The sequence below is a fragment of the Streptomyces sp. NPDC050388 genome (assembly GCF_040655635.1).
GTDB lineage: Bacteria > Actinomycetota > Actinomycetes > Streptomycetales > Streptomycetaceae > Streptomyces.
This window is the reverse complement of record NZ_JBFAKH010000060.1, coordinates 27,665-49,896: the sequence shown is the minus strand read 5'-3', so window position 1 is coordinate 49,896 and position 22,232 is coordinate 27,665. Positions and strand designations below refer to the sequence as shown.

Here is a 22,232-nt window from a genome sequence, read left to right as displayed (position 1 = left end):
GGGCTTGGGGCGGGACATCACACACCTCCCGATCGGCACGAACTCGCACCAGTGCACCCAGAATAATGCAAACACCCTATTTTGTTAGGGGCTCTTAGCCAGGTCACCGGGGCCCCGGGTCGCGCCGATCAAGGCGACCAGAGCCAGTAGGAGGGGAAGGAGAGCAGGTCCAGGGCGTGGAGGGGGGAACCGCGGCGGCCGCGCTCGCCGGATCGGCGGTCCAGGGAACGGCCCGCGGGCCGATCCGGTCCACCAAGGAGCCGGTGAGCGTCTTGACCGCCGCGTAGGGGCCATCTCGAAGAAGGCGACCAGCCCGGTCCGGGTGGCGCTGCCCGCCGTCGCCGCACGGTGTCCTCTGTTCCGGAGGTGCCGGTGAGTGGCCCGGCTCACATGGCGTAGCGGGCGTGGCACCGACACCATGGTCTTCGTCACCCGGCAGGCTGAAGGGATCAAGAATGTTCCGCAAGGTGCTGGTAGCCAACCGTGGTGAGATCGCGATTCGGGCATTTCGCGCGGGCTACGAGCTGGGCGCCCGAACCGTCGCGGTCTTTCCGCATGAGGACCGCAACTCGCTGCACCGGCTCAAGGCGGACGAGGCGTACGAGATCGGGCGGCCGGGGCATCCGGTGCGCGCCTACCTCTCCGTCGAGGAGATCATCGGCGCGGCGCGCCGAGCGGGAGCCGACGCCGTCTACCCGGGGTACGGATTCCTGTCCGAGAATCCCGAGCTGGCCCTCGCCTGCGAGAACGCGGGCATCACGTTCGTCGGACCGGACGCCCGGATCCTGGAACTCACCGGGAACAAGGCCCGCGCGGTGGCCGCGGCCCGTGAGGCGGGCGTGCCGGTGCTCGGGTCCTCGGAGCCCTCCACCGACGTGGAGGAACTCGTCCGTGCCGCCGACGACATCGGCTTCCCCGTGTTCGTCAAGGCGGTCGCCGGTGGCGGCGGACGCGGAATGCGCCGCGTGGAGGGCCCCGCCCAGCTGCGGGAGGCCGTCGAGGCCGCCTCCCGGGAGGCCGAGTCCGCGTTCGGCGACCCCACGGTCTTCCTGGAGAAGGCCGTCGTGGAGCCCCGCCACATCGAGGTGCAGATCCTCGCCGACGGCGAGGGCAACGTCATTCACCTGTTCGAGCGCGACTGCTCACTGCAGCGCCGCCACCAGAAGGTGATCGAACTCGCGCCCGCGCCGAACCTCGACCCGGAGCTGCGGGACCGGATCTGCGCCGACGCCGTGCGCTTCGCCCGCCGGATCGGCTACCGCAACGCCGGGACCGTGGAATTCCTCGTCGACCGCGACGGGAACCACGTCTTCATCGAGATGAACCCGCGCATCCAGGTCGAACACACCGTGACCGAAGAGGTCACCGACGTCGACCTCGTGCAGGCGCAACTGCGCATCGCCGCCGGGGAGACGCTGGCCGACCTCGGCCTCGCCCAGGAGAACATCACCCTGCGGGGCGCCGCGCTGCAGTGCCGCATCACCACCGAGGACCCGGCCAACGGCTTCCGCCCCGACACCGGACGGATCAGCGCCTACCGCTCACCCGGCGGCTCCGGCATCCGCCTGGACGGCGGCACCACCCACGCCGGTACGGAGATCAGCGCCCACTTCGACTCGATGCTGGTGAAACTGACCTGCCGGGGCCGGGACTTCACCACCGCGGCCAACCGGGCCCGGCGCGCCGTGGCCGAGTTCCGCATCCGCGGCGTCGCCACGAACATCCCCTTCCTGCAGGCCGTGCTGGACGATCCGGAGTTCCAGGCCGGACAGGTCACCACGTCGTTCATCGAGCAGCGTCCGCACCTGCTCACCGCACGCCACTCCGCCGACCGCGGCACGAAGCTGCTGACCTACCTCGCCGACGTCACGGTGAACAAGCCGCACGGCGAACGGCCCGAACTGATCGACCCGATGACCAAGCTGCCCCGGCTGCCCGCCGGAGAGCCTCCGGCCGGGTCCCGGCAGCGGCTCACCGAACTCGGCCCCGAGGGCTTCGCCCGCTGGCTGCGCGCGTCACCGACCGTCGGCGTCACCGACACCACCTTCCGCGACGCCCACCAGTCGCTGCTCGCCACCCGGGTCCGCACCAAGGACCTGCTCGCCGTCGCCCCGGTGGTGGCGCGCACCCTGCCCGAACTGCTCTCCCTGGAGTGCTGGGGCGGTGCCACCTACGACGTCGCCCTGCGCTTCCTCGCCGAGGACCCGTGGGAGCGCCTGGCCGCCCTGCGGGAAGCCGTACCGAACATCTGCCTGCAGATGCTGCTGCGCGGCCGCAACACCGTGGGCTACACGCCGTACCCGACCGAGGTGACCGACGCCTTCGTCCAGGAGGCGGCGGCCACCGGCATCGACGTCTTCCGCATCTTCGACGCGCTGAACGACGTCGCCCAGATGCGGCCCGCCATCGACGCGGTGCGCGAGACCGGGACGGCCGTCGCGGAGGTCGCCCTGTGCTACACCGCCGACCTGTCCGACCCGTCCGAGCGGCTCTACACCCTGGACTACTACCTGCGCCTGGCCGAGCAGATCGTCGAGGCGGGTGCGCACGTCCTGGCCGTCAAGGACATGGCCGGCCTGCTCCGGGCGCCCGCCGCGGCGACCCTGGTGTCGGCCCTGCGTCGGGAGTTCGACCTGCCGGTCCACCTGCACACCCACGACACCTCCGGCGGTCAGCTCGCCACCTACCTCGCCGCGATCCAGGCCGGAGCGGACGCGGTCGACGGGGCGGTGGCGTCCATGGCCGGCACCACCTCGCAGCCGTCCCTGTCGGCGATCGTCGCGGCGACCGACCACTCGGAGCGGCCCACCGGCCTCGATCTCCAGGCCGTCGGCGATCTCGAGCCGTACTGGGAGAGCGTCCGCAAGGTCTACGCCCCCTTCGAGGCGGGCCTGGCCTCACCCACCGGCCGGGTCTACCACCACGAGATCCCCGGCGGGCAGCTCTCCAACCTGCGCACCCAGGCCATCGCCCTGGGCCTGGGCGACCGCTTCGAGGACATCGAGGCGATGTACGCCGCCGCCGACCGGATGCTCGGCCGCCTGGTGAAGGTCACCCCCTCGTCGAAGGTGGTCGGTGACCTGGCACTGCACCTGGTGGGCGCCGGGGTCTCCCCGCAGGACTTCGAACAGGATCCGGACCGGTTCGACATCCCCGACTCCGTCATCGGCTTCCTGCGCGGCGAACTGGGCACCCCGCCCGGCGGCTGGCCGGAGCCCTTCCGGACCAAGGCACTGCGCGGCCGCGCCGACGCCAAGCCCGTGCGGGAACTGACCGCCGACGACCGTGCCGGACTGGCGAAGGACCGTCGGGCCACGCTCAACCGGCTGCTGTTCTCCGGTCCGGCCCGCGAGTTCGAGACCCACCGCCAGACCTTCGGCGACACCAGCGTCCTGGACAGCAAGGACTTCTTCTACGGGCTGCGCCCCGGCAAGGAGTACACCGTCGACCTCGACCCCGGGGTGCGGCTGCTCATCGAGCTCCAGGCCGTGGGTGACGCCGACGAGCGCGGCATGCGCACGGTGATGTCCACCCTGAACGGTCAACTGCGGCCGATCCAGGTCCGCGACCGAGCGGCGGCCTCCGACGCCCCGGTCACCGAGAAGGCCGACCGGACCGACCCCGGCCATGTCGCGGCGCCGTTCGCCGGAGTGGTGACCCTCGCGGTCGCCGAGGGCGACGAGGTGGAGGCGGGGGCCACGGTGGCCACCATCGAGGCGATGAAGATGGAAGCCGCGATCACCGCCCCGAAGTCCGGCACGGTGAGCCGGCTGGCCATCAACCGCATCCAACAGGTGGAAGGCGGCGACCTCCTCGTGGAACTCGCCTGACCCGACCGCAGACCGTGGAGGCCCTCCTGCGTGTACTGGGCCGCGGTGAGCCCGCCCCCGCGCTGGACGGCGGTCTCGTCCAGCCGTACACCAGGAGGGCCGGCCGGGCAACCGGAACTCATCCAAGGCCCGGAGGCTCGCTCAGGTCGACGGCGCGCAGGGCCGCCGCCAGAGCCGGTTCGTCGCCGACGTCGAGGGCGGTGTCGGCCAGTTTGATGACGTGTTCGTCGCCGTGCGCCAGCGCCCGTTCGAAGACCTCGTCGGGGGTGAGGGACCCCGGCGGGGTGTACGCGACGGGGGAGCGCGGCGCGTACATCGCGGTCACCGCCGCGGACGCCGTCCAGGCGGCCCGCAGACTCGGTACCCACAGGGCCCGCGGCAGGGCGGGCATGCTGCGCAGCACGGCGTTGGGGGCCGTGGCCGCGTGGACCAGCATGGTCTCCTCGCCGTGGCCGTGGGTGGCGTAGCGGTGGGTGGCGGCCCGCACCAGTTCGCCGAGTCGGCGGCGGGCTTCGTCCGGGTCCGTGACCGTGGCCGCCCACACCGGCAGGCCCGTGACCCGGGGGAGCCGGTCGGCGAAGCCGCCGTCCTGTGCGGCGAGCGGCCTCACCGCGTCCAGGGCGGCGGCCGCGCTGCCGGAGCCGGGCAGCGGTGCCGGGTCCGCGATGGGGCGGTGGCGGGCGGCCCAGTAGCCGAGGCCGTGCCCGAGTTCGGCCAGGCGCGGCCCGGTGGCCTCGCCGGCCAGGAGCGTCCGCACGGCGTGTCCCACCCGGATGACCGGATGGGTGGAACCGCCATACAGGCCGGGCAGGAGCCGGGGCCACCACTCGGTGAGCACCTCACGCCAGGGACGTTCGGCCAGATCACGGCCGAAGTAGCCGATCCAGTCGGCGGCGCGGCGGGAGTCGCCGAGCGCCGAGGGCCAGTTGACGGCCGTGACCGGCTCGCTCCCGGCCGGGAAGTCCTCGAGCTTGCGCGCGTACAGGTCGAGCCACCGGTGGACCGCACTGGCCCGCCCGTGCGTGGTCAGGGCTTCCACGGCCATCGGCGCGTGATTGGTGAGCCGGCCGAGCCGCTCCGGTCCGAAGGTGTGCAGTCGCTGGAGAGCCTCGTCGAGTGTGCCTGTCGTGTCCATGGACGGGACGTTAGGCGCGGCGCCACGGCGGGGTAACGGGCCGCAGACCTAGGACCGATGAGACCGGCCCCGACTGACTACGTTTCCGGTGTCGCGGTGCGGCTGCGCACCGGGTGCTTGCTCAGGACGGAGACCCGGTTGAAGGCGTTCATGGTGATCGCCACCCAGATCACGGCGGAGATCTCGTCCTCCGACAGCACGGAGCGCGCGAGCGCGTACGCGGTGCTCTGCGCGTCGGCGTCCGTGGGCAGGGTGGTGACCTCGGCGAGTGCCAGCGCGGCGCGCTCGCGCGGATGGAACAGTTCGGTGTCGCGCCAGGCGGCCAGCACGCCCAGGCGCTGTGTGGTCTCGCCGGCGCGCAGCGCCCGCGTGGTGTGCAGACTGAGGCAGAACGCGCAGGCGTTGAGCTGGGAGACCCGGATGTTGATCAGCTCGACGAGGACGCGGTCCAGACCGGCGTCGGCCGCGACCTCGCGCACCGCCCCGGCCGTGGCCGCCAGCGCGCGATAGGCGGCCGGGCTCTGCTTGTCGACGAACACCCGCTGGTCCGTGCTCTCCGCTGCCGTCCGGATCACGTGAACTCCTTCATCGCGCTGTGTCTGAACCTCTGTTCCCATCATCCATGATTGTTGAAAAGTGTAGTTTCATCGGCCGGCCGGACGCGGTCCCTCGCCCATCGCCGTGAGCTGCAGCCGCAGCGCCAGCCGCACCCGGGGCGAGGACAGGTCCACCGGGGCCACTTCGTCGAGCTTGCGCAGCCGGTAGCGCAGCGTGTTGGGATGGATCCGCAACAGCCGCGCGGCGCTCTGCGGGTCACCGAAGTGGTCCAGCCAGGCCGCGAGCGTCGCGCGATACGGCGTGCCGTGCTCCTCGTCGTGCGCGCGCAGCGCGGCGAGCGGCCCGCCGAGCAGGCCCGTGTCGATCCCGACGGCCGCCGTGGCACGCTCCACGACGACGGCGTCCCAGGCGTCCTCCATCAGGACGATCCCCGTCCGGTCGGGGATCGGGAGCCGGCCGGTGCGGATCAGCCGGTGGAGTTCGCCGGCCTCCGCGGTGGCACGGGGCAACTGGTCGGGGGAGCGGGCGGGGCAGCCCGCCGCGGCATACAGATCCGGGTCATGGGTGTGGACCTCACGCAGCACATGCCGAAGCCAGTCCAGGGTGCCCGCACCGGCATCGGCCATACCCCCGGCGGTGACGGGGCGTCTGCCCCGCGGCCGTTCGGCGACCAGGCCGAACAGCAACCCGTCGAGGTCGGTCAGCAGGGGCTGGTGCCAGCCGAAGCGGAGGGCGACCGATTCCCACAGGTCCAGTTGCCTGCGTATGTCGGTCCCGTCGGGGGATCCGAAGGCCACCACCCGCCAGGGACCCGCCGGCAGCGCGGGCGCGGCGCCCGGTCCGGGAACGACCGGTCCGGGTGCGGCGCCCGGACCGGTGCCGGAAGCGGCACCCTCGCGCAGGGCCACCCGCAGCTGACCCGTCGAGACCCGCCGTGCGATACCGGCCTCGGCGCGCAGCCGCAGCAGATGCAGGGCCAGGACCGAGGCCACGTCGCTGAGCTCCCGGATGCGTTCCGGGGGGACCTGGGAGCGGACCACCGCCCAGATCGAACCGAGCCACTCACCGCCGGCCCGTACCGGGATGATCAGCCGGGGCAGGGTGCCGTCGGGGCCGGCGGGGGTCCAGATGGGCTCGCTGGAGCGGGCGAGCCTGCGGAAGACGCCGCCGGCCCGGAAATGGGTGAGGGTTTCCGGGGGCACACGCCGACCCACGATGGTGGAGACGCGCGCCGGATCGGTCGTGTCCTGCCGCGCGGAGTAGGCGAGGACCCGGGACTGCGCGTCCTCCACCGTCACCGGCGCGTCGATGATCTCGGCTGCCGCGTCGGCCAGCGCGAACAGGTCGGCGTGCGGTCCGGGACTGCCGAGGCGACTGGTGTCGGGCGCGGAGGCCCGGTCGATGACGCCGCGCAGCAGCCAGACGACATGCGCCCACGACGTGTGCGGCTGCAGCTCGACCAGCGCGGGGCCCGCCAGCTCGCGGGCGGCACGGGCCACCTGCGGATCACCGGCGAAGGGGCCTTTGAGCACGACGCCCCCGGCCGCCGCCCGGGCGGCCCGTTCCAGCAGGGCGACGGCCCCGTCCCGGTCGGCCACGCCCACCCCCAGGACGAGCTCTCCCGGCTGCCCCACGGCATCCCCGGGCTCGGCCAGGGCGACGTCGTGCACTTCGGCGTCCCGGGCCGCCACGACGGTACGGAGGAATCCGGCGCCCAGGGAATCCACCAGATCGGTGACCGTGATCACCATCGGCCTCCCGCGGTGCGACGGCAGCAGCTCATGAGCGGGGTCATGCCCCCATTGTGACCCGGAGGCATGGTTCCCGGTGCACCACGTGTACGGCTCCGATTGGCCGTACAGCACAAAGACAACGGCACGGCCCGGGCTCACCATCGAAGACACCACCGCCTTGGAGAAGAGGTTTCGCATGACCCGCCCCGCCTCGCCCGCGCACTCCGGCCCCCGCTCCGTCGCCGTCGTCGGTGCCGGCATGGTCGGACTGTCCACCGCCTGGTTCCTTCAGGAGCGAGGCGTTGACGTCACCGTGTACGACCGCGACGGGGTGGCCGCCGGCTCCTCCTGGGGCAACGCCGGATGGCTGACCCCCGGCCTGGCGACGCCGCTGCCCGAGCCCGCGGTCCTCAGCTACGGCGTACGCGCGGTCCTCAGCCCGTCCTCCCCGGTCTACGTCCCGCCCAGCGCCAACCCCGGCCTGCTCAGGTTCCTCGCGGGATTCGCCCGGAACAGCACCGCGACACGGTGGCTGCGGGCGATGCGCGCGCTCGTCCCCATCAACAGCCTGTCGTTGTCCAGCTTCGACGCGCTGGCCGAAGGCGGCGTCGAGGCGCGGACCCTCGACGCCAAGTCCTTCCTCGCGGCCTACCGCACGGCAGGGGAACGTCGGGTCCTGCTGGAGGAGCTCGAACAGATCCACGCCGCCGGACAGCGCATGGAGTTCGACGTCCTCGATGGCGACGAGGCCCGGGGGGTCGAGCCGTCCCTCTCGAACGAGATCGGCGCGGCGATCCGTCTGCACGGCCAGCGCTACATCGACCCCGGACACTTCGTGCACGCCCTGGGCGACGCGGTCCGTGCCCGGGGCGGCGAGATCCTGGAGAGGACGGAGGTCACCGATGTGCGGGACGCGGCCACCGGTGTCATCGTCCGGACCGGTGACGGCCGGGACCGGCGCTTCGACGCGGTGGTCCTGGCCACCGGAGCCTGGCTCGGTCGCCATGCCAGGAAGTTCGGGGTCCGCTCCCTCGTACAGGCCGGGCGGGGGTACAGCTTCAGCGTCCCGATCGAGCACGTGCCGTCCGGCCCCGTCTACTTCCCCGGCCAGCGCGTCGCCTGCACACCGCTCGGCGACCGGCTGCGCGTCGCCGGAATGATGGAGTTCCGCAAGCCGGAAGCACCCCTGGACGCGCGCCGGATCAACGCCATCGCCGAGGCGGCCCGCCCGCTGCTGCGCGGCGCCGACCTGGACGCCCGCAAGGACGAGTGGGTCGGCTCGCGCCCCTGCACGACCGACGGACTGCCCCTGATCGGGGCCACCCGCTCCCCCCGGGTCTTCGCCGCCGGCGGACACGGCATGTGGGGCATCACCCTCGGCCCGGCCACCGGACAGCTGCTCGCCGAGACGATGGTCACCGGCGCACGCCCCGCGCAGCTCGCGCCGTTCGACCCGCTGCGCTGACCGGCCACCGGCCGGCGGGGCGGGAACACCCGCCCCGCCGGACCTAGTTGGGCGGGGTCGGTGTGTCGTGGGTCCGGTACATGGCCTGTACGTCGAGCGCCAGCTGGACCGTCGGCCCGACGACGGCGATGCCGCGGGCGAGCATGGAACGCCAGTTGAGGGTGAAGTCCTCGCGATGCAGTTCGGCCTTCGCGAGGGCGGCGCAGCGCAGTTCCTGCTCGTAGCCGCCGTTCACGGCGCCGAGATACTCGGTGTCGAGGCCCACCGAGCGACTGGTGCCGTGCATCGTGAGGGTGCCGTGCACGGTCCACTTGGAGCCGCCGTGGTAGGCGAACCGAGTGCTGGTGAAGTCGATGTACGGGTAGTTCTCGACGTCGAGGAAGTCGGCCGACCGCAGGTGGTTGTCGCGGGTCTGGTTGCCAGTGGTGATGCTGGAGGCGTCGATGCGCACCGAGACCTGGGAGTCGCCCATGTTCTCCGCGACCCGGATGCCGCCCTCGAACCGGGTGAAGCGGCCGTGGACATGAGCCATGCCCACGTGCTTGGCGATGAACCGGATCGCGGTGTGCGGAGGGTCGAACACCCAGGTGCCGGCGGGCGGCAGCTCCAGCTGGCGTCCGGGCTGCAGCACGACGCGTGCGGGGGCGAGAGCCACCCCGGCGACTATGTCGACGGTCTCGCGGGCGGGTGACAGGCCCTCCGCCGCCAGCATCACGCTGTACCTGCCCGGAGGCAGGACCGCCATGTAGTAGCCGTACGGGTCGGTGGTGCCGCGGGCCGCGACGCGGTGGCTGTCCAGCGCGGTCACCGTGACCTCGGCCGCGCCCAGCGGCTGCCCCAGGGCGTCGACGGCCTCGCAGCCGAACGCCCCCGCGCCGGCCGGCAGGGGGACCGAGAGGCCTGGCGCAGCGCCGGAGGCGCCCTGCGGGCGCAGGCGCCGCAGCAGTCCGAGGACCATGGTGTTCACCTTTCTTCACGCATGTTTCCGCCTGGCCCGTACGGCACGCCGTGTTCGCGGCTGCCAAGAGCCAGGGGTTCAGGACATCAGTACGAGGGGGATGGCCTGTCATCGATCCTAAAGCCGTCGGAAGAGGAGAGTGACTGCTCCCGACGTCAGAGCGGGTGCCGGACGGCGCCGGATGAGTCACCGGGGAAGCGGTGTCATGAGGGCAATGTGCTGATTTGCAGGGGAGCTTCTTTGCAGTGCCGCTCCGGCAAATGGTGGGAACGTGTAGGGGCGTCCATGCGTCACTCGCGATTTCGGTGCACATTGCACACGATCCGCGCACGCGCCGTCGGAGTCGCCCGGGCCGATGAGTTCTCGCGCGTCCCGTGGTCCAAGCAGAAGGCGAGGGAAAGGCGTTTTCCCCGCCCGGGAGAGGAGCGCGGACGATGAAGCTCACGCTGACGCAGTTTCTGACACTGGACGGCGTCTACCAGGGCCCGGGATCCCCGGACGAGGACACCAGTGGCGGATTCACCCGGGGCGGCTGGTTCGTGCCGTATCTGGACGAGGCGTTCGAACGGATGGCCGCCGCCTGGCTCGGCCAGGCGGACGCGTTGCTGCTGGGCCGCCGTACCTATGTGGGTTTCGCGCGGGACTGGCCGAAGATGACCGAGCCCCCCTTCGGCCCGCTCATGAACGGCCTGCCGAAGTACGTGGCGTCCCACAGCCTGACCGAGGCCGGGTGGAACCCGACCACGATCCTCTCCGGTGACGTCCCCGCCCAGGTCGCCGACCTGAAACGACAACCCGGCCGCGAGCTCCAACTCCACGGCAGCGCCCGGCTGGCCCGGTCCCTCCTGGCCGCCGGCCTGATCGACGAACTGCGCCTGGTCGTCGCCCCCGTGGTGCTGGGCGCCGGCCGCCGCCTCTTCCCGGACCGCGGCGCCCCGGCCGGCCTGAGCCTCGTCCACCACGAGGCGACACCACACGGACTGGCGGTCCACGTCTACGAATCGACCGGACGACCCGAGTACGGAACCTACGGAGCCGGCGCATAGGGGACCGCCGGGCGCACGGCACGGCGAAGGTCCTCGCCCCGGGCCCGGCCTGTGAGGGGGTGTGACCGGGCGGGGCGAGGACGGCTGCGTGCTGCGGGGCTCACCGGGCAGGTCGGGGGACGCCGGTTCAGTCCTGCAGGCGGTACTCGATGATCGCGCCCGGGTTCTCCAGGGGGTCGGACACCGGACTGCCCTGCGCGTCACGGACGGGGCCCGCGGAGTCGGTCGCGACGAAGAGGGACCTGCCGTCGGCGCTGAACTCCGTGTCACGGAAGCGGTTGTGCTCCATGAAGAGCTCGGTTACCTTGCTGACGCCCTGGCCTCCCGGTGTGAGGTCGACGCGGTAGACGGTGCCGTCCTTGAGGGTGGTCATCACCAGGGAGTTGTTCCAGCCCGGGATGCCCTTGCCGGTGGCTTCGGCGGACTTCCTGGACATCCCGTAGTGCTCGAAGCTGGAGGGCGCGATGGTGGGCCAGCACAGGGACCATTCCTCGCCCCGTGCGCACCTGGGGTTCTGGAAGTTGAAGTCCGAGCCCACGGTGCCGAAGGTGTGGATCGGCTGGACGAAGGGCTGCTTGAAGTCGGTCTCCTGCTGGACGGGGACCGTCTTGGGGATCTCGAAGTTGCTGAAGGTCAGCTCGTCGCACGGCGTCGGCCACGAGGCGGACCAGTTGGCGTAGACGTAGGCCTTGTCGTCGCGGTAGCCCGAGACGTTCGGCCAGCCGTAGTTGCCGCCCTTCTTCAGGATGTTGATCTCGTCGTCGGTCTTCGGGCCCTGCTCGTTCGAGTAGAGCGTGCCGTCGGGGCCGAAGGCCAGGCCCTGCGCGTTGCGGTGCCCGTAGGTGTAGACGTGGCTGCGCACGCCGCCCAGGACCGGGTTGTCCGAGGGGACCGAGCCGTCGGTGTTCAGCCGCAGGGTCTTCCCCTGGTAGGCGATCCAGTCCCTGCCCTGGACTTCGTGGGCGGTGGGCAGCCGCATGGCGTAGCTGGGCTTGCAGGTGTTCCCGAACTGGTTCACCCCCTGGTCACCGATGGTGTAGTACAGCTTGCCGTCGGGACCCAGGCGCAGCCGCGCCGACTGGTGGTCGTTGCTGGCCGGCATGCCGGCGATGACGGCCTTCGGGCTGTGCAGCCGCTTTTGGACGGGGTCGTAGGTGTAGCGCTCGATCTTGGTGCGGGCCTGCACGGCCGGGGTGGGGTCGATGTCGTTGGTGTAGGAGATGTACGCGTACACCTCGCCGGTCCCGCGCCGTTGCTCGATGGCGAGACCGAGCACACCGTCCTGCCCGCCCTCGCTGTGGACGGCCTGCGGCAGGCTGAGCAAGGTGGTCTTGGCACCGGTCTTCGGGTCGACCCGGGTGACCTTCTTGCCGGTCTTCTCGGTGACCCACAGGGATCCGTCGGGAGCCCGCACGACCTCGTAGGGGTCTTGCAGGCCGGTGGCCACGACACGCTTGGCGAACATGCCCGAGGCGGGCGGTGTGCCGGTGCGGGCGGGAGGGGAGACGGCGTCGGAGTCCGAGGTGCCGGAGGGGTCTCCGCCGGTGACGGCGGCGCCGGTGAGGGAGGTGCCGAGGGCCAGGGCGAGTGCGGTCGCCACCGGCCCGCGCAGTATGTGGTGCATGCGGTTCCTTCCAGTGAGGTTGCCCCTGCCCGAGCATCGCCTGGAGTAATCGATTCAGCACTCCGGGTGTCGCGGCGTTCCGCCGTTCAGGTGGCGGGGCGTCGTGGCCGGGAGGCGGGACATGCGCGAGAACCCGCCCGGTCGACGTCCGGGCAGGCATGAAGGACCGCCCCACCCGGACGAGTTGAGGGCCGGAGTGCCGGGGTGTCGCTGTGCGTGGTGGCCGGCCCGGCGGTAAACCCAGGTTTCGGTGGCGCCCGAGGGGCGCCACCGGTGTTCACCCGATCCGAGTGCGAGGAGCACCCCCGCATCGTGGTTCGCCCGGATGGCTAGACTGCACCGGCAGTGCCGTACCGCCGCGCCGACCGCCCAGGAGTGTCCCGTGACCCACCGCTTCTCCTCGTGAGTCAGGGGTTCCGCATGGCAACGAACCGTACGGCCAAGAGCATCGCCACCCGTCAGCGATTCGTCGACGAGGCCCTGCGCCTCTTCAAGGAACAGGGCTACGAGCGCACGTCCATGGCCCAGATCGCGGCCGCGGCCGGCAGCAGCCGGGCCAATCTGTACCTGTACTTCAACAGCAAGTCCCAGATCATCAGGGCCCGCATGACCGAGATCGAGGCCGAGGTGGCCGAGCTCTACGCCGTACTGGACGGGATGCCGAGGCACACGCCCGAGGCCATGCGGGAGTGGGTGGGCACCGCCCGTGAGATGTGGCTGCGCTACGCCACCGAGTTCGAGGCCGTCAACCAGGCCATGGCCATCGACCCGGACGTACTCGAGGAATGGCTGGGCCTGATCAGGCGCGTCTCGTCGGCCCACGCGTCGCTCCACCTGGACGGTGCGACGGAGGACGAACGGATGGAACGCGAAGTGCACATGGCCACGCTGATGATGAGCCTGGAACGCAACTTCTACTTCCTGTACATCCGCGGCCACAAGGAGCGGGAGGAGCTGATCCTCACCTCACTGGCCCGGCAGTGGGCCCGGTTGTTCGGCGACTGACCGGACACAGCACTCCGTCGGGAAACCCGGCGAACGGACTTCCCGACGGAGTGGGGAGCGGGTGAACGGCCCGGCTCAGCCGCCCAGCACCAGTCGTGGGCAGTCGGCCGCGGCCCGGGACACGCAGATCAGCATGGTCCTGCCGGCCTCCTGCTCCGACGGGGTGAGGATCGAGTCCCGGTGGTCGGCCCGGCCGGAGACGATGGGCGTCTCGCAGGTGCCGCACGTACCGGTCTTGCACGAGGAGACCACCGGGAGCCCGGCCTTCTGGGCGGCCTCCAGGATCGTCTCGTCCGCGCCGACCTCGACGACCGTCCCGGACTCGGCGAACTCCACCTGGAACGGTGTGTCGGGAACGGTCCGCACCACGGGCTTCGGGGCGAACCGCTCCATGCGCAGCGAGTTCTTCGGCCAGTGGGCGGTGTTCTCCTCCACGGCCCGCAGCAGCGGCTCGGGACCGCACGCGTAGACGAGCGTCCCCTCGCGCACCTCACCGAGCAGACCGGGCAGGTCGATCAGCCCGAGCTCGTCCTGGGGGACCACCGTGACGCGGTCGCCGTGGACGGCCAGCTCGTCGCGGAAGGCCATCGACGCGTGCGTGCGCCCACCGTAGACGAGGTCCCACTCGGCGCCGGCCCGCTCGGCCTCCCGGATCATGGGCAGGATCGGGGTGACACCGATGCCGCCCGCGATGAACAGGTAGCGGGGCGAGGGCAGGAGCCGGAAGTTGTTGCGCGGCCAGGACACGGTGACCCGGGATCCGACCGTCAGCGCGTCGTGCACCGCCGCCGACCCGCCCCGGCCGGCCTGCTCCCGCAGCACGCCGATGCGGTAGGAGGTACGGTCCTGCGGGTCGGAGGACAGCGAGTACTGACGTACCCACGGCTCACCGTCCCTGCCCGGCACATGGACGTCGACATGGGCCCCGGCCTTCCACGGCGGCAGTTCCCCGCCGTCCGGATGGCTCAGGGTCAGGGCGACGACGCCGTCCGAGGCCTCGGTGCGCTCCGTCACCTCCAGGCTGAGCGTGCGCACGGTCCGCGTCCGGGAACGCTCGACGTCCGCGACGTCCCAGCGCACCTGCAGCGAGCGGCGCACCGGGAGCAGGGCCATGCGCAGGAAGTCGAGCTCGTCCGTGTCGTCCGGGCGCAGCGACGGCAGCCGCTCGAAGAGCACCCGCAGTCCCGTGGCGCCCTGGACACGGGCCAGGGGGTTGCCCAGGCAGGTGTGCCGTCCGGCCGTGAAGGCCAGGTGACCGGTGGGGTCGGGGCGGTGGATGTCGAACTCGAAGGGCCGCTCGACGTGCTCGGGATCGGTGTTGGCCGAGGCCAGCGCGACCCACACCATGTCACCGGCCGAGATGCGCACACCGGACAGTTCCACGTCCCGTGTCACCCGGCGCGAGGTGAACGTCGAGGACGGGCGCCGCCGCAACGTCTCCTCGAAGACCCGGGGCCAGAGCTCCGGTTCGGCGAGCGCGTCCTCGAGCGCCTGCGGGTTCTGGGACAGGAAGAGCACCGCGTTGGTCATGGCCTGGGCCGTGGTGTCCGTGCCGGCCGCGGCGAACTCGGAGACGTGCAGGGCGATCTGGGGCGTGGGCAGCGCGTACGAGCCGTCCTTCGCCCGGGCCGACGCCATCACGGAGATGATGTCGTCGGCGTCGGAGTCGCGCCGCGCGTCGACGATGGCACGCAGCTTCAGGTTGGCCTCGACGAAGCGGTCCCACACCTGGGACCGCGCCGGCTCGGGCAGCGGCTCGTGCGCGGACGACAGCACGGCGAACAGGTCGTCGCGCAACTGCCGCAGCATCGCCTCGTGTTCGTAGCCGAGACCCAGCAGCGCCATGATGGTCTGGGTGGTCAGCTCCAGCGAGTACTCCTCGAGCAGGTTCGCGCAGCCGTTGTTCTCGAACCGGTCGATGATGCGGTGCGCCCTGGCCTCGATCTCGGGCTGCAGCCGGTCCATGCGCTCCTTGACGAAGCCCCGCTGCGCCACGGACCGCGTCTCGGTGTGCCCGGGCGGATCCTGCCCCACGATCATCTTCGACACGAGATCCGGCGGGTAGACCTCCCGGTGCTTCGCCGGCACGTCCGCGGCCGAGTTGGCGGCCGAGGAGTAGGTCTGCCAGTCCGACAGGACGGTGAGGCAGTCCTCCCGCCGCGTGACGATCCACGCGTTCAGGTGCGGGTACCAGAACACCGGCGAGGTGTCCCGGACCGCGGCCAGATGAGCGGCCGGGTCCCGGTAGTAGTCGTCACCCATCGCGTCGAAACCGTGGGCGACGGGGCAGCGGCCCACGGGACGGGCCTCTTCCTGCAGTGACGTCATGGCCTGGTCCTTTCGCGGGTCAGACGCTGGTCGCCGCGGAGGCGGCGATCGAGGAGAGCTTCTGGAAGCGGGCGACGTTGTCGCCCTCGTCCATCACCCCGGAGGAGAGGAAACAGAAGGACATGCCCGAGACCGGGTCCACCCACAGCAGGGACGAACCGGCGCCGTAGGAGCCGAAGGTGCGCGGCGAGACGAACGGTCCGAAGAAACGGGCGTGCGTCCCCGTGCCGGCGAGGGCCATGCCCAGGCCCATGTTGCCCGGCGGGAGGTCCCACTTGCGGGCGGCGGCGACCATGCCGTAGAGGTCGTTGATCTGGTCGCCGGTCTGGTTGGTCGTGGCGAAGTCCAGCACCGACTCACCGATGAGCTGCTCCCCGGAGCCGGTGCGCCCCTTGTTCCGCAGCATCTCGGTGAACGCGAAGACGTCGTCGATGGTGGACACCGCGCCGACCCAGGGCATCTCGGCGTCCTCGCGGTCGATGACCTCGTTGAGGCACTCGATGTCCTCGGGCTTGAGCCAGGAGTCGTTGGCGACGATGACCTTCAGCGGAACGCCCAGGTCACGCCATTCGGCGGGCATCCCGAACCTGGTGTGCGTCATGCCGACGGGGCCGAAGACCTTCTCCTGCATGAGCTCCCGGAACGATCCGGCACCGTAGGCGCGGCGGGCCATCTCGCCCATCAGCGCGTGGTTGATGGCCGCCGAGTAGTTCAGGTTCGTGCCCGGTTCGTGCACGACGTCGACGCCGGCCAGCGCCTCGATGACGTCGGCGAGTACGGCGAAACCCTCCGGGCCCAGCCCCGGGTTGGGCGTCGCGGGCATGCCGGCGCGATGGGTGAGCAGGTGGGCGAGGTTGATCCGGTCCTTGCGCGCCGCGCGGAACGGCTCGGTGCCGAAGAACTCGGGAATGAGGTCGACGACGCGGGTCGACAGCATCAGCCTGCCCTCGCTGAGGGCCCGGAAGACCAGGGCGTTGGTGAAGCCCTTGGACATGGACAGGATGCGGTAGACGTCCTCGCGCCGGGTCGGGCGGCCGGTCAGGACGTCGGCCAGTCCGTAGCTGCCGCGCAGGGCGATCTCGCCGTGGCGGGCCACGATGACGTTCGCCCCGTGGTACGCGCCGCTCTCGATGTCCGCGCGGATGGTGTCGTCCAGGACCTCGAGGAAGCGGCGCTCGACGCCGGGTGTCTCGGTGAGGGCGACCGTGGGCTCCGGGGCCTCGGTGTGCTGCACTGGATCTTCTCCGTCCGGTTGTCGATGGGGGGTCAGAGCATGAGGGCGCCGCCGGAGGGCGCCAGCGTCTGACCGGTGTAGTGGCCCGCCGCGTCGGAGGCGAGGAAGAGGACCGTCCGGCCGATCTCCTCGGGCTCGGCCAGACGCTTCAGCGGCTGGAGGGAGAGCAGTGCCTGGACGTGGTCGTCGCCGGATGCCGTGAGCATGGCCGTCCTGATGCCGGCCGGTGCCAGCGCGTTGACCCGGATGTCGAAGGGGGCGAGCTCCGCCGCCACCGCCTTGGTGAGGCCCACGACCGCGGCCTTGGACGCCGGGTAGTAGGCGGGCATCGGCAGGCCGATGAGCCCCGCGACGGAGGCGAAGTTGATGATCGAGCCGCTGCCGCTCTCCTTCATCAGCGGTACGGCGGCACGGATCGTGTAGAAGGTGCCGTTGAGATTGATCGCGACGACGCGGTCGAAGTCCTCGTCCGAGATGCCGTCCAGGAACTCGGGGTGGTAGGACTCGCCGCTCTTGAAGGACTCGGTCATCTTCTGGTTGATGCCGTCCACCCACGCCTGCTTGGCCTTGTTCGGTGTGGCGACACCGGCGGCGTTCACCAGGACGTGCAGACGGCCGTGGTCCTCCCGGACCCGGTCGAAGACGCGGTTCACGGCGGCGGAGTCGGAGACGTCCGTGGCATGACCTCGGACCCGCTCCAGACCGGCGAACTCGCGGTCGAGGTCCTCCTGCCGCAGGTCCATGCCGTAGACCGTGGCACCGGCTCCCGCCAGGGCCTTCACGGCGGCCAGGCCCATGCCCGAAGCCGCACCGGTGACGACCGCGATCCTGCCGTCGAGTTCCATAGTCGATCCCCTCGTCGTTGAGGTGTGACCTGCCGCTTTTCGGACAAGTCGTGCCTGTCGGCGGTGAAGTCCGGCCAACCTAACCAAGAATTTGACACCTGTCTAGGTTTGGTTTCCGTGGATGTCCGGGCGCCGGAATCCGGCAGTTCGCGCCGGGGAGGTGTCCTGGTCCGGTTCCACTGGACGGAAGAGAGTCCTGGCCGGGTGGCTCGCACGGACGCAGAATGTCGCCCATGTCCTCCTCGCGCATTCACAGCCGTACGCAGATCGGCATCGTCGGGGCCGGCCCCGCCGGCCTGATGCTCTCCCACCTGCTCGCCCGGGCCGGGATCGATTCCGTCGCGATCGACCTGCGCAGCCGCCGGGAGATCGAGGAGACCCACCGCGCCGGGATCCTCGAGCAGGACTCGGTCGACCTGTTGGTCGGCACCGGCGTCTCCGACCGGGTGCACCGCGACGGTTACCGCCACGACGGCATCGAGCTGGCGTTCGGCGGGGGCGGCCACCGCATCGACTTCCAGGGGCTGGTCGGCGCCTCGACCCAGCTCTACCCCCAGACCGACGTCTTCATCGATCTCGCCGACGCCCGCGAACGCGACGGCGGCGACGTCCGGTTCGGCGTCACCGACGTCGCGGTCGACGGCCTCACCTCCGACTCCCCGGTCATGCGGTTCACCGACGCCGACGGCACCCTTCACGAGGTGCGCGCCGACTTCCTCGTGGGCGCCGACGGATCACGCAGCCTGTGCCGCCGCGAGGTGCCGGAGGCACGGCGCACGCAGTACTTCCGCGAGTATCCCTTCGCCTGGTTCGGCATCCTGACCGAGGCGGCGCCCAGCGCGCCGGAGCTGATCTACAACCACTCGCCGCGGGGGTTCGCGCTGATCAGCCAGCGCACCGAGACCCTCCAGCGGATGTACTTCCAGTGCGACCCCGCGGAGGACGCCGCCACCTGGTCCGACGACCGGATCTGGGAAGAGCTCCAGTCACGCGTCGGGGCCAACGGCCACACGCTCAAGGAGGGACCCATCACCTCCAGAACCGTGCTGCCGTTCCGCAGCTTCGTCCAGGAGCCGATGCACCACGGTCGGCTGGTGCTCGCCGGCGACGCCGCGCACACCGTGCCGCCGACCGGCGCCAAGGGCCTCAACCTGGCTCTGGCCGACGTGCGGGTACTGGCCGAGGAGCTCGAGCGGGCGGTCGCGAGCGGTGACACCGTCCCGCTGGCGACCTACAGCGAGCGGGCCCTCGGCCGGGTCTGGAAGGCCCAGCACTTCTCCTACTGGATGACCACGATGCTGCACACGCTGCCGGGGGCCAGTCCGTTCGACGTCCGGCGCCAGGAGGGCGAACTGTCCGCGGTGACCGGCTCGACCGCGGGCTCGACCTACCTCGCCGAGGCCTACACCGGCTGGCCGGAAGGACGATGAACATGGCACCGCCCCGTCAGAACCCGACCGCCAACCAGCTCGGCACGGACGTCACCGGCCACCTGCCCGACCGCGCCGGCGTGCCCGGCACCGCGGGCTTCCGGCCCGAGGACGACGCCGTGTGGCGCCTGGCCGTCGACCACCTCCACGTGCGGAGCAACGACGGCCACACCGCCTACTCCTACGGCCTCGCCGCAGCCCTGTGCGACCTGCATCCCGAGGCCGACCGCGATGTGGTGCTGCCCGCGATCATCCTCCACGACACCGGCTGGTCGAGGGTGCCCGAGGACGAGGTGCTCGAGGCCATCCGCCCCGGCGGGGGCCGCCGCGACCTCGTCCTGCGCCACGAGAAGGAGGGCGCCGCGATCGCCGCGGACATCCTCGCCCGGCTCGGCCACGACCCCGAGCGGGCGGCCGAGATCGTCGAGATCATCGACGGTCACGACACCCGGCTCACCGCGCTCTCCCTCAACGACTCGCTGGTCAAGGACGCCGACAAGCTCTGGCGGCTCACCCCGCACGGCGTGGACACCGTCATGGACTGGTTCGGGCTGACCCGCGAGCAGGCGCACACGCTGATCGGCAGCCGGGTCCACGACCACCTGTTCACCGACGCCGCCCGCACCATGGCCCGCGCCCTCGCCGCGGTCGCGGCGATCGACAGCACGCCCCAGCGGATCGCGCTCGGCTGAGACGGGCAGGCGCCTTCGGCCGGGCCGGGACACATTCCTGCGGCCGACGCGCCGCGCCCCGCACGAGGCGCGGCCCGTCGGCCCGCGCGCCCCACGCGCCCCACGCGCCCCACGCGCTCGACGGGCCGCCCACCGTGCGCGACGATGGCACCCCGACGATCTCTGGAGGCTCCATGCGCGGTGATGGCCGCACGGTGACCTCGAAGGCGTTCGCGCTGCTCAGCGCCTTCGAGAGCGGTCCCAACGCGCAGTCCCTGAGCGTCCTCGCCGAGCACGCCGGCCTGCCCCTGCCCACCGCGCACCGTCTCGCGAAGGAACTCGTCGAGTGGGGCGCGCTGGAACGTGACGAACAGGGCCGCTACACCGTGGGCCTGCGGCTGTGGGAGGTCGCCCAGAACGCGGGCCGTCATCTGCGCGACACCGCGCGGCCCTATCTCCAGGACCTGTTCTCCCTCACCCACGAGACCGCGCACATCGCGATCAGGGACGGCGACGAGGCCCTCTACATCGACCGGATCTACGGCTCCACCCGGGTTCCACGCGCCTCCCGCGTCGGCGGGCGTCTGCCGCTGCACGCCACCGCGGTCGGCAAGGTGCTGCTGGCCCACGAGGAGGAGTGGGTGCGCGACGCGTACCTCGCCCACCGGCTCGAGGCGGCCACCCGGCACACCCATGTCAATCCCGGACGGCTGGCCGCGGAGCTGCGCAGGGTCCGCGACGAGGGCTACGCGACCACCCAGGAGGAGGTGCGCGCCGGGTCGTGCTCGATCGCCGTCCCGGTCCGTCTCGAACCCCACCCGGCCGCCATCGGCCTGGTCATGCTGTCGAGCGACGGGACCACGATGACCCGCCACCTGCCGGCCCTGCGAGGCATCGCGCGCCGCATCGAGGCGGCCGCCGCCCGCCCCCAGCCCAGCCTCGCCCGCATCCCGCGGCGGTCGGGCCGCGGACGCTCCTGACCCCGCGCGAGCCGCTTCCCGGAGCGGGAACCACTTCCGTCCAACGGAAGTCGCGCGTGGACCTCCCGAGGTCCCCGGGCCACGATGAGGTGGTCGTCACACGGCGACGTGATGAACAGGAGGCGGGATGACGTCGACCCAGACCCCGGCCGGCACGGCTCCGGGCTGTCCGATCCATCACGGCTACGAGCCGTTCGCCCAGGACGACCCGTTCCCGTCGTACGCAGCCCTCCGCGCGGAGAAGCCGGTGATGTACGACGAGCGGATCGGCTGCTGGGTGGTGAGCCGGTACGACGACATCAAGGCCGTTTTCGAGGACTGGGGGACCTTCTCCTCCGAGAACGCCCAGGCGCCGGTGCGCGAGCGCGGTCCGCAGGCGAAGCAGATCATGGAGGAGGGCGGCTTCACCGCCTACTCCGGCCTCTCCGCCCGGGTCCCCCCGGAGCACACCCGGATCCGCAAGGTCGCCGCCAAGGCGTTCACCCCGCGCCGGTTCAAGGTGCTCGAACCCGACATCCGCGCCAACGTCGTACGGCTGCTCGAAGCGATGCTGGCCCGCCCCGAGCGCCACGGCGACCTGGTGCGGGACCTGGCCTACGACGTACCGACGATCACGATCCTCACCCTGATCGGCGCCGACGTCTCGCAGATCGACACCTTCAAGCGATGGTCGGACTCCCGCTCGGCCATGACGTGGGGAGACCTCTCCGACGAGGAGCAGGTGCCGCACGCCCGCAACCTCGTCGAGTACTGGGCGGAATGCCGCCGGCTGGTCGCCGAGGCCCACGAGACCGAGCGGGACAGCCTGGTCGGCGACATGGTCCGGATGCAGGCCGAGGGCGACCCGATCAGCGACCACGAGATCGCCTCGGTCTGCTACTCACTGCTCTTCGCCGGACACGAGACCACCACCACACTGGTCTCCAACGCCCTGCGGGTGCTGCTCTCCCACCCCGACCAGTGGCGTCATGTCGTCGAGGACCCCCGTCGCATCCCCGGCGCGGTCGACGAGGTGCTGCGCTACAGCCCCTCCATCGTCGGCTGGCGCCGAAAGGCCCTGCGCGACGCCGAGATCGGCGGTGTGGCGGTCCCGAAGGGCGCCGACATCCTGCTGCTGATGGGTTCGGCCAACCGCGACGCGTCCCGCTTCGAGGACGGCGAGTCCTTCGACATCGGCCGGGCCAACGCCCGGGAGCACCTGTCCTTCGGATTCGGCATCCACTACTGCCTCGGCAACATGCTGGCCAAGCTCCAGGCGAAGATCACGCTCGAGGAGACCGCCCGCCTCGCGCCCGGCCTCCGCCTCGCCGACGACTCCGACATCCACTTCGGTGACAACCTCTCCTTCCGCGCGCCCGCCGCGGTCAGGGTGACTTGGGAGGACTGACCC

Annotated in this window: 16 protein-coding genes and 1 pseudogene; 8 read left to right on the top strand and 9 right to left on the bottom strand. The window is 71.3% G+C overall.

What is annotated here, in order from left to right; genetic code table 11:
- Nucleotides 1–93 precede the first annotated feature (93 nt).
- A pseudogene (locus AB0I73_RS28700) lies at nt 94–339 on the bottom strand (MFS transporter); the annotation flags it as partial.
- Between the two features lie 116 nt (nt 340–455).
- On the opposite strand from AB0I73_RS28700, the gene AB0I73_RS28695 reads away from it, so the two are divergent.
- Nucleotides 456–3,830, top strand: a complete 3,375-nt coding sequence (locus AB0I73_RS28695; RefSeq protein ID WP_363042097.1) for a pyruvate carboxylase — start codon at nt 456–458, stop codon at nt 3,828–3,830.
- A gap of 118 nt (nt 3,831–3,948) precedes the next feature.
- Here AB0I73_RS28695 and AB0I73_RS28690 read toward each other — a convergent pair whose 3' ends face one another.
- The 3 genes from AB0I73_RS28690 to AB0I73_RS28680 form a co-directional block, all read right to left on the bottom strand.
- Nucleotides 3,949–4,965, bottom strand: a complete 1,017-nt coding sequence (locus AB0I73_RS28690) for a questin oxidase family protein (RefSeq protein WP_363042095.1) — start codon at nt 4,963–4,965, stop codon at nt 3,949–3,951.
- A gap of 77 nt (nt 4,966–5,042) precedes the next feature.
- Nucleotides 5,043–5,540, bottom strand: a complete 498-nt coding sequence (locus AB0I73_RS28685; protein ID WP_363042093.1) for a carboxymuconolactone decarboxylase family protein — start codon at nt 5,538–5,540, stop codon at nt 5,043–5,045.
- A gap of 69 nt (nt 5,541–5,609) precedes the next feature.
- A complete protein-coding gene (locus tag AB0I73_RS28680; protein ID WP_363042091.1) occupies nt 5,610–7,274 on the bottom strand; it encodes a helix-turn-helix domain-containing protein in 1,665 nt (554 codons plus the stop codon).
- 178 nt (nt 7,275–7,452) lie between these two features.
- Between AB0I73_RS28680 and AB0I73_RS28675 the strand changes: the two genes are divergently transcribed.
- Nucleotides 7,453–8,721, top strand: coding sequence for an FAD-dependent oxidoreductase (locus AB0I73_RS28675; RefSeq protein WP_363042089.1), 1,269 nt, complete (start codon nt 7,453–7,455; stop codon nt 8,719–8,721).
- A gap of 43 nt (nt 8,722–8,764) precedes the next feature.
- Here AB0I73_RS28675 and AB0I73_RS28670 read toward each other — a convergent pair whose 3' ends face one another.
- Complete coding sequence (locus tag AB0I73_RS28670) at nt 8,765–9,679, bottom strand: YceI family protein (RefSeq protein WP_363042087.1); 915 nt, start codon at nt 9,677–9,679, stop codon at nt 8,765–8,767.
- A 434-nt stretch (nt 9,680–10,113) separates the two neighbouring features.
- On the opposite strand from AB0I73_RS28670, the gene AB0I73_RS28665 reads away from it, so the two are divergent.
- Nucleotides 10,114–10,725, top strand: coding sequence for a dihydrofolate reductase family protein (locus tag AB0I73_RS28665; protein ID WP_363042085.1), 612 nt, complete (start codon nt 10,114–10,116; stop codon nt 10,723–10,725).
- A 127-nt stretch (nt 10,726–10,852) separates the two neighbouring features.
- Here the strand turns inward: AB0I73_RS28665 and AB0I73_RS28660 are convergent, their stop codons facing one another.
- Nucleotides 10,853–12,349: a glucose/sorbosone family PQQ-dependent dehydrogenase gene (locus AB0I73_RS28660; protein WP_363042083.1), complete on the bottom strand. Its 1,497-nt coding sequence runs from the start codon at nt 12,347–12,349 to the stop codon at nt 10,853–10,855.
- A gap of 420 nt (nt 12,350–12,769) precedes the next feature.
- Between AB0I73_RS28660 and AB0I73_RS28655 the strand changes: the two genes are divergently transcribed.
- Complete coding sequence (locus tag AB0I73_RS28655) at nt 12,770–13,354, top strand: helix-turn-helix domain-containing protein (RefSeq protein WP_363042081.1); 585 nt, start codon at nt 12,770–12,772, stop codon at nt 13,352–13,354.
- Nucleotides 13,355–13,429: 75 nt separating this feature from the next.
- Here AB0I73_RS28655 and AB0I73_RS28650 read toward each other — a convergent pair whose 3' ends face one another.
- The 3 genes from AB0I73_RS28650 to AB0I73_RS28640 are packed head-to-tail and all read right to left on the bottom strand — an operon-like array spanning nt 13,430 to nt 17,761.
- Complete coding sequence (locus AB0I73_RS28650) at nt 13,430–15,682, bottom strand: cytochrome P450 (protein ID WP_363042079.1); 2,253 nt, start codon at nt 15,680–15,682, stop codon at nt 13,430–13,432.
- A 19-nt stretch (nt 15,683–15,701) separates the two neighbouring features.
- Nucleotides 15,702–16,916: a serine hydrolase domain-containing protein gene (locus tag AB0I73_RS28645; protein ID WP_363042077.1), complete on the bottom strand. Its 1,215-nt coding sequence runs from the start codon at nt 16,914–16,916 to the stop codon at nt 15,702–15,704.
- Nucleotides 16,917–16,948: 32 nt separating this feature from the next.
- Entirely contained in the window at nt 16,949–17,761 is an 813-nt protein-coding gene (locus AB0I73_RS28640; protein WP_363042075.1) for an SDR family NAD(P)-dependent oxidoreductase, read from the bottom strand.
- A 233-nt stretch (nt 17,762–17,994) separates the two neighbouring features.
- Between AB0I73_RS28640 and AB0I73_RS28635 the strand changes: the two genes are divergently transcribed.
- The 4 genes from AB0I73_RS28635 (at nt 17,995) to AB0I73_RS28620 (ending at nt 22,229) form a co-directional block, all read left to right on the top strand.
- Nucleotides 17,995–19,191 (top strand): 4-hydroxybenzoate 3-monooxygenase, encoded by a 1,197-nt coding sequence (locus AB0I73_RS28635; protein WP_363042073.1) that lies wholly within the window; start codon nt 17,995–17,997, stop codon nt 19,189–19,191.
- 2 nt (nt 19,192–19,193) lie between these two features.
- Nucleotides 19,194–19,883 carry an HD domain-containing protein gene (locus AB0I73_RS28630; protein WP_363042071.1) on the top strand — a complete coding sequence of 230 codons (690 nt, stop codon included), beginning with the start codon at nt 19,194–19,196 and terminating at the stop codon, nt 19,881–19,883.
- 173 nt (nt 19,884–20,056) lie between these two features.
- On the top strand, nt 20,057–20,842 hold the full coding sequence (locus tag AB0I73_RS28625) for an IclR family transcriptional regulator (RefSeq protein WP_363042069.1): 786 nt from the start codon (nt 20,057–20,059) through the stop codon (nt 20,840–20,842).
- A 127-nt stretch (nt 20,843–20,969) separates the two neighbouring features.
- Nucleotides 20,970–22,229, top strand: a complete 1,260-nt coding sequence (locus AB0I73_RS28620) for a cytochrome P450 (protein WP_363042067.1) — start codon at nt 20,970–20,972, stop codon at nt 22,227–22,229.
- Nucleotides 22,230–22,232: the final 3 nt, after the last annotated feature.

Coding starts and splice junctions, on each gene's coding strand:
- AB0I73_RS28695 (WP_363042097.1), top strand. CDS start 456: ATGTTCCGCAAGGTGCTGGTAGCCAACCGTGGTGAGATCGCGATTCGG.
- AB0I73_RS28690 (WP_363042095.1), bottom strand. CDS start 4,965: ATGGACACGACAGGCACACTCGACGAGGCTCTCCAGCGACTGCACACC.
- AB0I73_RS28680 (WP_363042091.1), bottom strand. CDS start 7,274: ATGGTGATCACGGTCACCGATCTGGTGGATTCCCTGGGCGCCGGATTC.
- AB0I73_RS28675 (WP_363042089.1), top strand. CDS start 7,453: ATGACCCGCCCCGCCTCGCCCGCGCACTCCGGCCCCCGCTCCGTCGCC.
- AB0I73_RS28670 (WP_363042087.1), bottom strand. CDS start 9,679: ATGGTCCTCGGACTGCTGCGGCGCCTGCGCCCGCAGGGCGCCTCCGGC.
- AB0I73_RS28665 (WP_363042085.1), top strand. CDS start 10,114: ATGAAGCTCACGCTGACGCAGTTTCTGACACTGGACGGCGTCTACCAG.
- AB0I73_RS28660 (WP_363042083.1), bottom strand. CDS start 12,349: ATGCACCACATACTGCGCGGGCCGGTGGCGACCGCACTCGCCCTGGCC.
- AB0I73_RS28655 (WP_363042081.1), top strand. CDS start 12,770: ATGGCAACGAACCGTACGGCCAAGAGCATCGCCACCCGTCAGCGATTC.
- AB0I73_RS28650 (WP_363042079.1), bottom strand. CDS start 15,682: ATGACGTCACTGCAGGAAGAGGCCCGTCCCGTGGGCCGCTGCCCCGTC.
- AB0I73_RS28640 (WP_363042075.1), bottom strand. CDS start 17,761: ATGGAACTCGACGGCAGGATCGCGGTCGTCACCGGTGCGGCTTCGGGC.
- AB0I73_RS28635 (WP_363042073.1), top strand. CDS start 17,995: ATGTCCTCCTCGCGCATTCACAGCCGTACGCAGATCGGCATCGTCGGG.
- AB0I73_RS28630 (WP_363042071.1), top strand. CDS start 19,194: ATGGCACCGCCCCGTCAGAACCCGACCGCCAACCAGCTCGGCACGGAC.
- AB0I73_RS28625 (WP_363042069.1), top strand. CDS start 20,057: ATGCGCGGTGATGGCCGCACGGTGACCTCGAAGGCGTTCGCGCTGCTC.
- AB0I73_RS28620 (WP_363042067.1), top strand. CDS start 20,970: ATGACGTCGACCCAGACCCCGGCCGGCACGGCTCCGGGCTGTCCGATC.